Source organism: Pseudomonas sp. MHK4, assembly GCF_054600775.1.
Map to the genome: position 1 here is coordinate 478,943 of NZ_BAAIAK010000002.1, position 14,191 is coordinate 493,133.

Here is a 14,191-nt window from a genome sequence, read left to right on the forward strand (position 1 = left end):
TCTTTTGCTCTGGCTTTTAAAAGATCGCAGCCTCGTTGCACTCGACAGCTCCTACGAATCAAAAATACTACCCAATATTGACGTTCGTCCGGTAGTACCACTGATTTCTGCCCACCGAACAGGTATTGGCAAATCAGAAGCTGTATTTGGCCGTCAGCATGTAGTTTCTCGGATTACCGTAGGTATCGGTGGAGCCCCATTTAACGTCGTAGCCAATGGCGGAGTAATAGGTGCGGTCAAAGATGTTGTTGGCATTGAGTTGCAGGTCCAGGTGCTTGTTCACCTCATAACCGGCCATGAGGTCGGTCACCGCATAGCTGCCTTGTTCAATGCGATAGCTGCCATCGGTGAGCGCCACATCGTTGTACATACGGCTCTGCCAGTAGAGATTGCCACCGACGCGAAGCTTCTCGAGCGGGCCTTGCAGGCGGTAGACAGTCGAGAGTTTGAACAGGTTTTCAGGTTGGTCCGGAGTGAAGCGCTGGTTGTTGTTTGCCGGATCCGAATCCTTCTTGTAGCGAGCGCGGGTATAGGTGTAGCCGGCTCCCACTTGCCAGTTCGGGGACAGGGCACCCTGCAATTCCAGATCAAGCCCCTGGCTGCGTACCAGGCCGGAGGATTCATAACAGGTCATTTCCGGGCAGCCCGCCTGATTGTCGGCGACGCTGGCGCGGTTCGTCTGATCAATCTGGAACACGGCCAGGCTGGCGTTCAGGGCACCGTCGAAGTACTCGCCCTTGATGCCGAGTTCGTAGTTTTCACCCACGATAGGGTCAAGCACCTTGCCGGAAATGTCTTTTGAGGTCTGCGGGGTGAAGATGTCGGTGTAACTGGCGTAGACCGAGTAGTTGTCATTGAGTCGATAGATCAGGCCCGCGTAGCGCGTGACGTTGCGAGTGACTTTGTAGTCGCCTTCGCCCGTACGGTTGTCATAGTCATACCAGTCCAGGCGTCCGCCGAGAATCAAGGTCAGCGGGTCGGCAAGGCTCAGCCGCGTGGTCAGGTAGACACCGTCCTGGCTGGTGACTTCGTGGCTGTCGCCGCTGTGCACGAAATCCGGTTTAGGGGCGCCAATGGGCCACGACAGCGCATAGGGACTGTATTCGCGGGTTTGCAGATTGACTTCGCGTCGGCTCGCACCCACCACCAGTTCATGGGTACGACCGAAGGCTTCGAATGGGCCGCTGGCGAACCCGTCGAACGCCGCCTGGTCTTCCTCGGGTTTCGATTGGTAGGCCGTGGTGGCGAGCGGGCCCGAGTAGCGCGACAGATAAGTGCCGGAGAAAACGGCATCCTGCCAGGATTTGGTGGCTGCCAGGTTCAGGCCCCAGCCATTGTCGAAGCGATGCTTGACTTCACCGTACAGGGTATTGATTTCCTGTTTCTTGTTTTCCCAATCGGTGCCCGGGTAGGTGGAGCGTGGCAAATCCAGATGGTGGCCGTCAGTACCGATAGGAAGGCCGCCCCAGAAGAAGTTGGTCTGGTCTTCCTGGCGGGAAAAGCTCAGGGTCGCGGTGGTGTCATCGCTCAGGTCGGCCTCACCGATCGCATAGAACAAGCCGTGATTGGATTCTTCCTTGTCGCGAAAACTGTTCGCATCCTGATAGGTACCTACAACGCGACCCCGCAATGTGCCGTTTTCGTTCAGCGGGCCGGAAGCGTCAATCTGTCCACGGTAGTCATCCCAGCTGCCAGCCGCGCCGGTTAACGTGACTTGCGGGGTCGCGGTTGGGCGTTTGCGCACCATGTTGATGGCCGCCGATGGATTGCCGCTGCCGGTGACCAGGCCTGTCGCGCCACGAATGATCTCGACCCGGTCGAACATCGCCAGGTTTGGCTGCACACCGACGTTCCATCCGGTGTACGAACTGGGCAGGCCGTCGTACATGATGTTGTCGATGTCGAAACCGCGCGAGCTGTACGTCTGTCGGCCAGGGCCACTTGACTGATTGAGGAACAGCCCCGGGGTTGCCTTGACGACATCGTTGACGCTGGTCATCGCCTGATCGTCCATGCGCTGGCGTGTGATCACCGTCACCGCTTGTGGCGTTTCTCGCATCGACAGCGGCAGCTTGGTGGCGGTCGACATTTCACCCGTGGTGTACGAGCCCGTGCCCTCGGTGGTTTGACCCAACTGGTCGGCATTGACGTTTACTGCGCCAAGCGTCAAGACCTGCTGGTCACTGGGTGGCTCATCGGATGCCGCAGTGATGGTCGCTCCTTGTGCGAGTACAAAAGGCGAGGCGCTTGCCAAGGCGACGGCAACGGCGAGAGGGCGGGGCCAAAAAAGTTGCACGCAGAATTCTCCTTACAAAAGGGATTGCAGTTCGTTGAGCAGGTAGTGGGACTTCAGCAGCGGCGGGTGAGCCGTTTTGCGCTACAAGGCGGAGGTGGGGCTTGCACAAAAGCTGATGAGATTACTCATGATAATCATTCTCATCAGTGTGCCAGATTGGATCCTGTGAAAAAAGCCCTGTTTACCAATTGGTTAACGAAATTTTCACATTTAGGGTTGTGAGGGAGGCGATGAAGAGGGTGTTCTGGATGGTTCGAATTTTGGCACGGCTTTCAAAAGATCGCAGCCTCGTTGCACTCGACAGCTACTACAGGGGGGATGCGTGCTGCGATCTTTTGATTTTCTTGCCTCATTTGCAGGAGCGAGCTTGCTCGCGAAAAACCTGAGAGCACCGCGGGGTGTCATGCGGCGACCCGACAAGCCAGCTCCTACAGGGGAATTGCGATCTTTTGATCTGGTTTTAGAGAATCAGAAGTAGTACCCGATATTGACGTTCGTCCGGTAGTACCACTGGTTACTCCCGATCGAACTGGTATTGGTAAACCCCGTGCCGTTTTCCGCGCCGCCATAGGGGTTGGCGTTTTTTGCCCAGGTGAAATCGACCCACGCCATGATCGGCATTGCCAGGAACTGTGCGCCCACGGTGTACATCTGCGAGTCGTCCCAACCGCTCTCGTCTTTCATCATGCGGCTGTAGTCGTTGTACAGTTTGATTTTCTTCAAGGGTCCGAGTTTCGGCGTCGGGATGTCGTAGGCGACGTTCAGCGATGCGATGGTGGCTTTGGCGGCGATCAGGTAGGCGGGTGTCAGGCCGTTGCTGCCCATCAGTATTGAATTGTCACTGACGCCTGCCGGATTTTTCGGGTCGTATTCGTAGCGAATGCCCTGGGTGCTGACGGTCCACTGGCCGGCGTTGAGGATGGCGTGGATACCGACAGCCCAGTAGTCGCCGTCGTCCTTGGTGGTGGCGTTGTAGAGTTGGGCGGTGGCCAGCGATGCGCCGAGTTCGGTTTTCCAGCCATCGTTGGCAAAGGTCCGCGCGACGCGGGCGTTGAGCTGGTTGTGTTTCTCATTGTCCTGGCGCGACTGGGTGAAGGGAATGGCATTGTCCTTGAGGTCGGCGTAGCGCCCGACTTCCGGCGAGTAGCGGATGTCGGACGGCAACATGCGCGGGAAGTAGCCCAGTTGCAGGTCCCAGTCCTTGTCCTTGTAGCTGTACTTCAAGCCGGTGCCGGCGCTGACGCCGTAACCCATGAAAAAGGGCAGGTGATAACTCCAGCCGAATTGCGGGTAGGGTTCCAGCCCGAACGGTTTGAACGGCGCGCCCACTTGCAGATTGGAATTGGCGTTCAGGCGATAGCCCACGAAGCCGCGATCGATGGAACGTTTGCCGTCGTCCTGGAACCAGTAGCCGACATCACTGTAGAGGTTCTTGTAGGTCGCTTGCACATCGATACGGAAGGTGTCGAACAGAAACCGGCCATTGTTTTCGGTGGTGTCCCAATGCTCGTCGCGGTAGTTGGTGCGCAAGGCACCGCCGATGTCCAGGCTGCTTTGGCCGTCATCGCTGCGCCAGGCAATGTGCGGGAACGGCTTCTTGCCGGTGGTCGACGTCTCGGGGGCGGCAGGGCCGGGTTCGCCGGCGAAGCTGACGCAGCTGCTGATGATCAGTCCCAGGCCTATAACGTACTTCTTCATGCTGACTTCCCCTGCGCTGTTGAGCACTGCAAAGTGACCGGCAACACTTTCCCGCTTGCCCTGGAAGTGGCAATAAACGGAAGGCTTGAGGTGTTGCTGTCATGCAGTGTGTTTTTGTTTGGCTGTTTCGTAGGTAATACGGCGTCTGACCTATGAACCTGACAGGGATAGAGCAGAATCCATGCCAGTCCTGGAATCCCATGTTGCTAACTAAAAAATCCATTTAAAACAATTGTTTATATGGGAAACGCGTTTTTATGTATTGCCTGCGAAACAGTGCGCTCAGGGGGTAACCAAACTGCACGTTAGTTGTGCGGCTTTTTACTTTTCGCGCATTAAAAAGGCCGACTAAAAAGCCGGCCTGTTCAAGGGATGAAATAGCGCAAAGTACCTACAGGTCGAGCACCAGTCGCCGGCTCTTGCAGCCCGAAACGCAGACCATCATGGACTTGTTCGCCGCACGTTCGGCTTTGGTCAGCACGCCGTCACGGTGGTCGACATCACCTTCCAGGACCCGTGTTTCGCACGAACCGCACACGCCCTCGCGACAGCTGTGCTCGATGTCACAACCGGCCTCGAGCAGCACATCGAGCAAGCTCAGCCCCGGCTCGATGGACAGTGTCCTGCCGGACTTTTTCAGCTCGACGCTGTAGCTGCTCTGCGCGTCTGCGGACGGTGGCAGTTCAGCCGCGGCAAAACGCTCGATGTGCGCATGGGGATAGCCAAGGCCTTCGCAGGTGCTTTCGAAGGCATCGAGCATCGGCGTCGGGCCGCAGCAATAAAAATGCGTGTCGTCGGGCTGGCCAGCCAGGTAGGACCTGAGGTCCGGCGGCATGCCTTTTTCGTCGTTGAAGTGGTAGACCACCCTGGCGCTCAGGCCGCTGAGTTCTTCCACCAGTGCGGCTTCCTGGCGCGAACGGGCGCAGTAGATCAGCTCGGCGGATTTGCCCAGTGCCAACAGCTGGCGGAACATGCAGTAGATCGGCGTGATGCCGATACCGCCGGCCACCAGCACGCTGTGCCTGGCGCTCAGGTCGAGCTGGAAGTTGTTGCGCGGCGCCGAGATCGGCAGTTGCATGCCGACCCGCAATTGTCCGTGCACATATTCCGAACCGCCACGGCTGTTGCGATCACGCAGGATGCCGACCACATAGCGGCCACGGTCGCTCGGCGAGTTGAGCAACGAGTAACTGCGCACCAGGCCGTTGGGCAGGTGCAGGTCGATATGCGAGCCGGCTTCGAACGGGGCGAACACGGTGTCGCCATAGGGCCGCAGCTCGACGCTGATAATGCCTTCGGCTTCGTAGCGCAAGGTGTGCACAAGCGCGGTGATGGGGGAGGAATGGGACATCGGTCACCTCTTTTCGACAGTTCGCAAATCGACACACGCGCCGGCCAGAACTCGATGCACGATCGGCTTCATGGCAACTGCTTCGCGTCGATCAGCTCAAGCTGGGCCTTGGCAGCGTTTTTCAGGTAGCGACGCAGGCGCACTACACCGAGGTCATGCTGGTAGAGGTTTTCCCGCTGGTTGGCGTCCGGTTCCATGAATTCGAGCAGCACCCGATCCTGTTCCAGCACCGCCCAGTGGCGGGCTTCCAGACGGTTCTTGTAGAGGAAGCGCCAGGTGTCGCGCTGCCAGCCGGTCAGTGGCCGGCAACGCCAGTGGAACACTGCCGACAAGGAGGTGCTGCTCGGCGTGTAGCTGCCGATGATGGTGAAGTTGCCGCCCGGGCCACCGGTTTTCGGGTAAGGAATTTCCAGGCGCAGCCAGTGGCAGCTGTCGTCCATGAATTCGGTCCAGTCGAAGTTCACCCCGCGCTGGCCTTCCTTCTCGAAGAAGAAACCCTTGTCGGTGTCACGGGTGACGAATTTGGCGGTGGCTTCGCCTTCGCTCATGGAGTGCGACATCTTGTGCAGGTAAGTGCCGTGCATCGGGTCCATGACGTTGTCGATGACATAGCGGTAGTCGCCTTGCCACTCGGCGTAGCACAGGAAGCTGCTCCACTCGGGGGAGCTCAGTTGCTCGGGCAGCACCAGTTCCGGTGGGTTTTCAACGTGCGGTTCGACGGCGTTGTAGAGAAAGATCGCGCCGGCGGCTTCACGGGTGTGGAACATGCGGGTCGGGCGGCTGCCTTCGAGTTTGCAACCGGGGCTGCCGGGGACTTTGGTGACGGTGCCGTCGCAGCGCACTTCGACGCCATGGTAAGGGCATTGCAGGCGGTCGCCCAGCACCGGGCCCTGGGACAACGGCGCGCCGCGATGCGGGCAGTGGTCTTCGAGGGCATGCACGCTGCCGTCATTGTCGCGCCACAGGGCAATCTTGTAGCCCAGTCGACGGATCGACACCGGCTTCTCGCCCAGTTGGTCGGAAGGCAGGACCGGGAACCAGAGGTTCTTCAGACCGTTTGCCAGGAGTTGCTCTACAGGATCGACGGTTGTATTGAAGTTCATTTCTTATTTACCTCCGGCGGGTCATTCGCCCAGCCGAGCCATCAGGGTTTTATAGGCGTCTGGTGTCCACTCACCGGTGGTCAGCGGGCAGGGCGGCCCGGCCAGGTTCAGGTGCGCGAGCAACTCGGGCAACTCGGTCACGCCGTTGCCGAAGGCGCGCTCGATGGAGTCGCCGAGCAGATCCTCGAACTGGGTATTGGGGCGTTTACGGGCCTGATGGGGGTGCAGGTAGGGTTCGGTATTGCGCATCTCATTGACCTCCGTCTGAGGATTTCGGTTTGTCGGTCAGGAACTTGCCCTGGGGCGCCGCGACGTTGTGCTGGCGGCGGGTATTGCCGTCGATGCCGCCGGCAATCGCCCATTCGGCGAAGACGGTCGGACCGGGCTCGAAGGTGCGTGGCTGCCATTCACCGGTCAGTTGGTCTTCGTCGGCGTAGTACTCGACCAGCGCGCCGGCCGGGTTCTTGAAGTACCAGAAGAACGCCGAAGACACCGGGTGGCGCCCCGGACCGATTTCCGTGGCCCAGCCGCTGCGGGAAATGTGCATGCCGCCGCCGAACACTTCGTGCACATCGCGTACGGTGAAGGCGACGTGGTTCAGGCCGGCGCGCGGGGCTGGCAGTTGCAGCATGAACAGGTCGTGGTGGCCACCTTCTTCAGCGGTGCGCAGAAACGCGCCGCGATCCGGATAACGGTCCGAGGCCTGGAAGCCGAAACGCTCGTGATAGAAGGCTTCGCAGGCGTTGACGTCCTTGACGAAAAACACCACATGCCCGACCTCGATCGGTGTGGCGCGTTCGTAGATCGGCGCAGCCTTGTTGATCCGGCCCTTGGTTTGCCAGGTGTTATGGCCGCTGCACTCGATGTCCAGTTCGCGCTTGCGCGTCACTTGCAGGCGGATCGCCAGGCCATTGGGGTCGGTGCAGCCGATACGGCCGTTGGCTTCGATGAAGCCCGGGTCGTTGGCGATGCGCTCGCTGTAAAGCTTGAGGTCGGCGTCGCTTTCGACGCCCCAGACCACTTCGCGCACCGTCGAGCCTGGCTCGATGGCCGGCGGCAGGCCGGCCTTGTTGATGTCGGCGAGCACTACGCGGCAGCCGTTGAGGGTTTCGAAGATCACCTCGTCAGGTTGTTCGCTGACCTTGCTCAGGCCCCAGTCACTGAAGAACCGTGCGCTGGTCGCCAGGTCCTCGACGCCGTAGGTGACTTCATCAATGCCTAAAACGCTCATAACCCTACCTCACGTTGCACACCGGCCCAGGCCAGTGGCTGTTCATTCATGCCCCAATAAAGGCTTTTCTGTTCCATGTACTGCAGGATGCCCAGGCGGCCTTTTTCACGGCCCAGGCCGCTGTCGCGCCAGCCACCGAACGGGGTGGAAATCGAGAACTGCTTGTAGGTGTTGATCCACACCGTGCCGGCCTGGATTTTTCGACCCAGGGCCCAGGCGCGCTTGTAGTCGCGGGTCCAGATACCGGCGGCGAGGGCGTACAGGCTGTCGTTGGCCTGTTCCAGCAATTGCGCTTCGTCATCGAAGGGCATGGCCACCAGCACCGGGCCGAACATTTCCTCCTGGCACACTTGCTGGCTGTTGTTCAGACCTTCGAGGATGGTGGGCGGGTAGTAAAAACCCCGATCAAAAACACCGCCGCTCGGACGCTGGCCACCGAGCAGCAAACGGCCGCCTTCAGCCAAGCCGAGTGCCACATAACGTTCTACCGACTCGCGGTGAGCGGCGCTGATCAGCGGGCCCATTTGCGTGCGCTCGTCCGCCGGATCACCGACGCGCAGCTCGGCCGCCGCGGCCACCAGCCGCGCCATGAACGGCTCGTACAGTGCGCGGGCGACAAACAACCGCGAACCGGCGATGCAGGCTTCCCCCGAAGAGCTGAAGATGCCGTACAGCACACCGGCCACCGCGTGGTCGAGGTCGGCGTCATCGAGGACGATGGTCGGCGACTTGCCGCCCAGTTCCAGGGACACCGGCATCATCTTGTCAGCGGCGATGTGGGCGATGTGTTTGCCGGTCTTGGTGCCACCGGTGAACGACACGCGCTTGACCAGCGGGTGGCGGGTCAGTGCATCGCCGAGCAGCGAACCCTTGCCCGGCAACACGCTGAGCAGGCCTTTGGGCAACCCGGCGTCTTCGCAGATGCGCGCCAGTTGCAGGGCCATCAGCGGGGTGATTTCCGCAGGCTTGATCACCACGGCGTTGCCGGCGGCCAGGGCCGGAGCGACTTTCTGTGCTTCGCTGGCAATCGGCGAGTTCCACGGTGTGATCGCGGCGATCACGCCCATCGGATCAAAGACGCTCATGCTGACGAAATCACCCCGGGACGGCGTGATGGTTTCCTCAAGGGTTTCACAGGCCGCAGCGAAGAACTGGAAAGTGCCGGCCGCGCTGGCCACCAGGGCGCGGGTTTCGTTGATCGGCTTGCCATTGTCCTGGCGCTGCAACTGCGCCAGTTCTTCGCTGCGCTCACGTATCAGCTCGGCAATGCGATACAGCACGCTGGCACGTTCATGGGGTTTGCGCTGTGCCCAGCCGCTGTGCAAAAACGCCTGGTGGGCGCCTTGCACGGCGTCTTCCACGTCTTCGACGCTGGCGGCGTTGAGCCAGGCCACGGCTTCGCCGGTGGCCGGGTAGCAGGTGGCGTAGCGCTCACCGCGGCCGAGTCGCCATTGGCCGGCAATGCAGATCGGTAAAGTCTGTTCGAGAGTCATCGCAGTTCCCTAAATCGAAATCGCGTGGGCGTGGTTGCCCAAGGCACGGACGACGCTGTAGACGGTCAAGGCCGAAGTCTTCGGATTGGCCAGCAGCGGTTTGCCACGCAGGCTCAGCTCGAACCCGCCAAAGGCGCCACGGGCTTCGAAGTGATGCACGTTCTCCTCGCTAAGCGGGTCAGCGATCAGGGTCACATGGGTGCGATCCAGACCGAGTCCGGCCAGCGACAAGGTCGCGGCGACGTTGGCGTTTTTCGGGTAGAGGCGGGCCGCTTCGCGGGCGCTGCCCTGGAAAATCACCGTGGCTTCGCTGAGGCTGTCCAGGTCGAAGGCCTGTTCCGCCGGGGTATTTTTCCAGGCACGCGCCGGTTTGCGTCCGGTGTAGTTCACCGAGTCCAGGCCGCCGACCTTGGCCGCCGACAAGGCGTCGATGCCGCCGATGGCGCCGGGCAGCAATTCGATGCGGGTCTGGCCGCGTTCCGCGGCCGCTTCCAGGCGCTCCACCAGGCCGACTTCGGACAGCGCGCCGACCGAGACGATCAGGCAGGCAATGCCGCGTTCCAGGGCCGGCAGCACATGTTCTTCGATGGCCTTGTGGCCGGCGCACTCGACCAGCAGGTCGGGGCGCGCGTCGGCCGGCAAGGCCGTGAGCACTTGCGGCGGTTGTTTGAAACTGGCCAGCCGCTGGCGCACCAGCTCTTCGGAACCGGCCGAGGCGATGACGTAGTCGACGCACAACTGCGGGTCTTTCTCCAGCAGTTCAAGCACGCCGACGCCAATGGCGCCGCAGCCGATCATGGTGATATGCAGCATGACGTTGTCCTCAGGCCGTGGCTTTCTGCGCTTTGGTTTCGCTGTTGGGCGGACCGGCGAACTGGGTGGCGAAGCTGCCGACGCTGAGCATGTCGACTTCCAGCAGGAACGGTCCGGGTTGCGAGAGGGCGCCATCGACGACCTTGCCGAAATCCTTGAGGTCGGTGACCAGGCCATGGCGCAGGTTCAGCGATTCGGCCAGCTTGGAATAGTCCGGAGTGTGCAGGTCGACGTAGCAATGGCGGCTGCCGTACACCGCGTCCTGGATGTTGCGGATCACGCCGTAGCGCTGATCGTTCATCAGCAGGATCACCACGTTGGCGTTCTCTTGCACCAGCGTCGCCAGCTCGCCAAGGTTGAGAATGAAACCGCCGTCACCGGCCAGGGCGAAGACCTTGCGCTCAGGCGCGGTTTCCGCTGCCGCAACCGCCGCGCCGATGCCCATCGACAGGCCTTGGCCAATGCCACCGCCCAAGGCATGCACGCCGGCGCGTGGGTGGTACAACGTCAACAGGCGGTTGCCCCAGATGCTGTTGGACAGCGTGACGTCGCGCACCCAGGAGAAATTACGCCCGGTGAGCGCTTGCAGCTGTTCGACCATGGCCGAGTACGGGCCGAGGTCGGCGATCAGTTGCGTGCGGGACTTTTCCCGCACTTGCTTGAGCTCGGCGAGGAACGTCGGGTCGATCTGCAGGCGACCTTCCAGGCGATCCGCCAGGCCTTCGAGCGCCAGCGCCGCATCACCGCAGATGAACAGTTCGCTGTTGTAGCTGCGGCCTTCGATGGCCGGGTTGGCGTCGATGCGCAGGGTATTGCGCGGCAGCTTCAGCGCGTACTTGAAGGTCTCGTTGCTGCGCAGGCGGGAGCCGGCGATCAGCAGGGCGTCGCAGCTTTGCAGGAACTGCTCGACCAGTTTGTTTTGCGAGAAGGCACCGAGGCAGCGTTCGTCGTCTTCGTTGACCACGCCGCGACCCTGGGTCGAGGTGATCACGCCGACGCCCATGTCCAGCAAGCGCTTGACCTGCGGGCCGGCATGCCGCGCACCGCCGCCGAGCCACAGCAGCGGGCGGGTGGCCGTGGCCAGGCGCTCGGCCACCAGGTCCAGCGCTTCCGGTGCAGGCACGGCCACCGGAATCGGCAGCGGCGACAGGTCGGTCGGCATCGGGATGAACGTCGACTGGATGTCGATCGGGATTTCCACGCTGACCGGACCGGTCGGCGCGGTCAGGGCGGTCTGCACGGCCAGCTTCAGGGTGCTGAGTGCGGTTTCGACGCTGCGCACGCGGAACGCCGCCTTCGACACCGCCTTGAGCATGGTCAACTGATCGCGGGCTTCGTGGATGTAGGCGAACTCCTGATCCAGGTACGGCGTTTCGATCTGACCGGTGATGTGCAGCAGCGGTGTGCCGGCGGTCAGCGCTTCGACCATCGCCCCCGCAGCGTTACCCGCCGCGGTGCCGGTGGACGTCAGGCACACACCCAGGCCCCCGGTGGTGCGGGCATAGGCGTCGGCCATGTTGGTCGCGCCGGCTTCACCGCGGGCCATGACAAAACGGATGTTGCCGCGCACGGCGAACGCATCGAGGATCGGCATGTTGTGGATCGAGATCACACCGAACGCGGCCTTGACCTCGCATTGCTCGAGAAACGCGGTGATGGCAGCGCCAACGGTGACAGTATTTTCATTACGCATGGCGGGACAGGCCTCCAGAAACATCGATATGGCTGCCTGTGGTGTAAGCCGACAGAGGCGAGGCCAGGAACAGGATTGCGCGGGCCGCTTCGATCGGCAGGCCCAGGCGCCCCAAGGGAATGTGTTTGCGTTGTGCCAGCTGGGCGGTCCATTGGCTCCAGTCCAGATCCCGTTCTTCGCGGGCTTCGAAACGTCGGCGCCATTGCCCGGACTCGACCAGGCCAATGAGGATGCCGTTGACCCGAATGCCATCGACGGCAAATTCGGTGGCCATCGAGCGCACCAGGTTCATCACCCCGGCGCGCGCGGCCGAGGTGGCGACCATGTGCGGTTCCGGCTGGCTGGCCAGCAGCGAATTGACGCAGACGATGGCGGCATTCGCCTGGCCTTGCAGCTGTGTCTTGAAGGCACGGACCGGATTGATCACCGAGAAGAACTTCAGGTTCAGTTCTTCGGTCCAGGCGCTGTCGGTGGTGTCGGCGAAGGTCGATACGCGACCTTGCCCGGCGTTGTTGATCAGCACGCTGGCCGGTCCCAATGCGGCAAGACTGGCGGCGGCGAAGGCGTTGACCGAGTCGGCATCGAGGACGTTGCAGACCTGGGCCAACAAGCGCGCCTGTGGAAAGCGTTGACGTAGTTTTTCTTCAGCGCCGCGCAGGCGATCTTCGTCACGCCCGCAGAAGGCCACGGCCGCGCCGGCTTCGAGCAGCAGCTCGACGCAGGCCAGGCCGATGCCCGATGACCCACCGGTGACAATCGCGGTGCTGTCTTGCAGTTGATAGAGACTCATCTCAATCCCTCATCAGCGCCGTTACGCGGTTGTGGCCGTCGTGGCCGGTCGCGCTGTTGTAGTCGAGCAACCGCGACAGTTCGTCGGCGCTACGACGTACTTGCAGGAGCAATTCGTTGAAGTTGACGTGGGCGATCTGGGTGGTCGGAATGGTCACGCCCAGCGCCGCGACGATCTGCCCGGATTGATCGCGCACCGGCGCGGCCACCGAGGAAATCGCTGACTCGAAGAAGCCTTCGCCGCTGACAAATCCGCGTTGGCGGTCGGCCTGGACCATGTCGAACAGCTCCATCACGGTCTTCGGCGTGCACGGCGAGAACTGTTCCAGGTGATCTTCCGGGTACAGCTCGCGCAACTCGGCCAGCGACAGGTCTTCGAGCAGGATGCGCCCGAGGACGGTGGCGTGGGCGGGCAGGCGTGTGCCGACATTCACCGCGCTGGAGAACACCGACGGCGGCGACACCTTGGCCACATAGACGATCGAGCGGCCGTCGCGCACCACCAGGTTGCTCGGGTAGTTGAGGCGGTCGCACAAGCGGGCCAGCAGCGGCTGGCCGAGCTCGGTCAGTTCCAGTGAGGCGAGGTACTCGAAACCCAGGCGCAGCACCGACATGCCGAGGCGGTATTCGTTGCCGCTGCGGGTGACGAAGCCCATGGTTTCCAGCGTCGTCAGCAGACGAAAGATGGTCGAGCGCGGCAGCGACAAGCGCCGGGCCAATTCCGGCGCGGTCAGCGTGCGGTTGCGCCGGCTGAATTCGCACAGCAGCAGCAAGCCGCGCTCCAGCCCTGGCACGATGTATTTGTCCTGAGCGTCCTTCAGCAGATCTGAATCGTTCATAGCGATGCACCTGTCAGGGATTCTTCGATGGCGAGGGCCAGGCGGCCCGCCACCACACAAGGTTGTTCGATGGGGCTGGCATGCCCGGCATCGTTGATAAGCTCGAACGTGCCGCCCAGGGCCTTGGCCAGGGTCTGGCAACTGTCGGGAGCGGTGATGCCGTCGGCGTCGCCGCAATGCACTTCGCAGGGCATCGTCAACGGTGCATGGCGCAGCAGGTCCTCGCCGCACAGCAGTTCTATGGCCTGGCGATAACCATCTGGCTTGAGCCGCGCCATGTTCCACTGCACCCAGGCCTGGGCCTGAGGGCTGGCAGCGGGGGAGAGCATGTAGGCACTGCGTTGCTCGGCCATCTGTTGAATGCCCAGTTGTTCCAGGGCGCGCAGGCGTTTGTCGCGCACTTGCTGGCGCTGCACGGCGCGCGATGGATGGCCGTAGCCCTGGGCCGGGCTGATCAGCACCAGGCGGCTGATGCGCTGTTGCTGCACGCCGCTGGCGAAGGCGACCGCGGTAATCGCCCCGAGCGAGTGCCCCACCAGCACGCAGCGCTGGATGCCCAGGGCATCGAGCATCTGCAGCAGCCGTTCGGCATAATCCGACGCATCCGGAGCCAGGGCTCGCAGTGGTGTGGAGTCGCCGTAGCCAGGCGCGTCCCAGGCGATCACCCGGGCGCTGCGGCCCAGTTCCTGCGCCACCTGCAACCACGACGCCGAGCCCGAGCCGATCCCGTGCAACAACACAATGGCCGGCCCGCTTCCGCATTCGCGAAAGGCCTGGCGAGCACCGGCGAGCTCAAGCAGGCGCTGCGGGAAGTGCAGGGCCAGCTGCGCCTGGAGATCGGCGGTGAGCGACGGAGCGTGATGATCGATGGCGTGCGACATGGGT

The 14,191-nt window shown here is 62.0% G+C and carries 12 protein-coding genes; all 12 read right to left on the reverse strand.

The window, feature by feature from the left end; translation table 11 throughout:
- Positions 1-133 precede the first annotated feature (133 nt).
- Complete coding sequence (locus ACYP2Q_RS07115) at positions 134-2,296, reverse strand: TonB-dependent siderophore receptor (protein WP_459729855.1); 2,163 nt, start codon at positions 2,294-2,296, stop codon at positions 134-136.
- Positions 2,297-2,764: 468 nt separating this feature from the next.
- Complete coding sequence (locus ACYP2Q_RS07120) at positions 2,765-3,994, reverse strand: hypothetical protein (RefSeq protein WP_459729856.1); 1,230 nt, start codon at positions 3,992-3,994, stop codon at positions 2,765-2,767.
- Between the two features lie 391 nt (positions 3,995-4,385).
- A complete protein-coding gene (locus ACYP2Q_RS07125; protein WP_459729857.1) occupies positions 4,386-5,345 on the reverse strand; it encodes a PDR/VanB family oxidoreductase in 960 nt (319 codons plus the stop codon).
- 68 nt (positions 5,346-5,413) lie between these two features.
- The gene (locus ACYP2Q_RS07130; RefSeq protein WP_459729858.1) at positions 5,414-6,448 is read right to left on the reverse strand and encodes a Rieske 2Fe-2S domain-containing protein; all 1,035 of its coding nucleotides are present in this window, start codon (positions 6,446-6,448) and stop codon (positions 5,414-5,416) included.
- Between the two features lie 21 nt (positions 6,449-6,469).
- Positions 6,470-6,697, reverse strand: coding sequence for a recombinase-like helix-turn-helix domain-containing protein (locus tag ACYP2Q_RS07135; protein WP_459729859.1), 228 nt, complete (start codon positions 6,695-6,697; stop codon positions 6,470-6,472).
- A 1-nt stretch (position 6,698) separates the two neighbouring features.
- Entirely contained in the window at positions 6,699-7,679 is a 981-nt protein-coding gene (locus tag ACYP2Q_RS07140; RefSeq protein WP_459729860.1) for a VOC family protein, read from the reverse strand.
- A complete protein-coding gene (locus ACYP2Q_RS07145; protein WP_459729861.1) occupies positions 7,676-9,172 on the reverse strand; it encodes an aldehyde dehydrogenase in 1,497 nt (498 codons plus the stop codon). Before ACYP2Q_RS07145 ends, ACYP2Q_RS07140 begins: the two co-directional genes overlap by 4 nt.
- A gap of 9 nt (positions 9,173-9,181) precedes the next feature.
- The gene (locus ACYP2Q_RS07150) at positions 9,182-9,985 is read right to left on the reverse strand and encodes an aspartate dehydrogenase (protein ID WP_459729862.1); all 804 of its coding nucleotides are present in this window, start codon (positions 9,983-9,985) and stop codon (positions 9,182-9,184) included.
- Between the two features lie 10 nt (positions 9,986-9,995).
- Positions 9,996-11,678 carry a thiamine pyrophosphate-binding protein gene (locus ACYP2Q_RS07155; RefSeq protein WP_459729863.1) on the reverse strand — a complete coding sequence of 561 codons (1,683 nt, stop codon included), beginning with the start codon at positions 11,676-11,678 and terminating at the stop codon, positions 9,996-9,998.
- The gene (locus ACYP2Q_RS07160; RefSeq protein WP_459729864.1) at positions 11,671-12,468 is read right to left on the reverse strand and encodes an SDR family oxidoreductase; all 798 of its coding nucleotides are present in this window, start codon (positions 12,466-12,468) and stop codon (positions 11,671-11,673) included. The genes ACYP2Q_RS07155 and ACYP2Q_RS07160 overlap by 8 nt, the downstream gene beginning before the upstream one ends.
- A 1-nt stretch (position 12,469) precedes the next feature.
- Positions 12,470-13,306, reverse strand: coding sequence for an IclR family transcriptional regulator (locus ACYP2Q_RS07165; protein WP_008054905.1), 837 nt, complete (start codon positions 13,304-13,306; stop codon positions 12,470-12,472).
- Positions 13,303-14,187, reverse strand: coding sequence for an alpha/beta fold hydrolase (locus ACYP2Q_RS07170; RefSeq protein ID WP_459729865.1), 885 nt, complete (start codon positions 14,185-14,187; stop codon positions 13,303-13,305). Before ACYP2Q_RS07170 ends, ACYP2Q_RS07165 begins: the two co-directional genes overlap by 4 nt.
- Between the last annotated feature and the right edge of the window lie 4 nt (positions 14,188-14,191).

Coding starts and splice junctions, on each gene's coding strand:
- ACYP2Q_RS07150 (WP_459729862.1), bottom strand. CDS start 9,985: ATGCTGCATATCACCATGATCGGCTGCGGCGCCATTGGCGTCGGCGTG.
- ACYP2Q_RS07125 (WP_459729857.1), bottom strand. CDS start 5,345: ATGTCCCATTCCTCCCCCATCACCGCGCTTGTGCACACCTTGCGCTAC.
- ACYP2Q_RS07145 (WP_459729861.1), bottom strand. CDS start 9,172: ATGACTCTCGAACAGACTTTACCGATCTGCATTGCCGGCCAATGGCGA.
- ACYP2Q_RS07120 (WP_459729856.1), bottom strand. CDS start 3,994: ATGAAGAAGTACGTTATAGGCCTGGGACTGATCATCAGCAGCTGCGTC.
- ACYP2Q_RS07130 (WP_459729858.1), bottom strand. CDS start 6,448: ATGAACTTCAATACAACCGTCGATCCTGTAGAGCAACTCCTGGCAAAC.
- ACYP2Q_RS07165 (WP_008054905.1), bottom strand. CDS start 13,306: ATGAACGATTCAGATCTGCTGAAGGACGCTCAGGACAAATACATCGTG.
- ACYP2Q_RS07135 (WP_459729859.1), bottom strand. CDS start 6,697: ATGCGCAATACCGAACCCTACCTGCACCCCCATCAGGCCCGTAAACGC.
- ACYP2Q_RS07140 (WP_459729860.1), bottom strand. CDS start 7,679: ATGAGCGTTTTAGGCATTGATGAAGTCACCTACGGCGTCGAGGACCTG.
- ACYP2Q_RS07160 (WP_459729864.1), bottom strand. CDS start 12,468: ATGAGTCTCTATCAACTGCAAGACAGCACCGCGATTGTCACCGGTGGG.
- ACYP2Q_RS07155 (WP_459729863.1), bottom strand. CDS start 11,678: ATGCGTAATGAAAATACTGTCACCGTTGGCGCTGCCATCACCGCGTTT.
- ACYP2Q_RS07170 (WP_459729865.1), bottom strand. CDS start 14,187: ATGTCGCACGCCATCGATCATCACGCTCCGTCGCTCACCGCCGATCTC.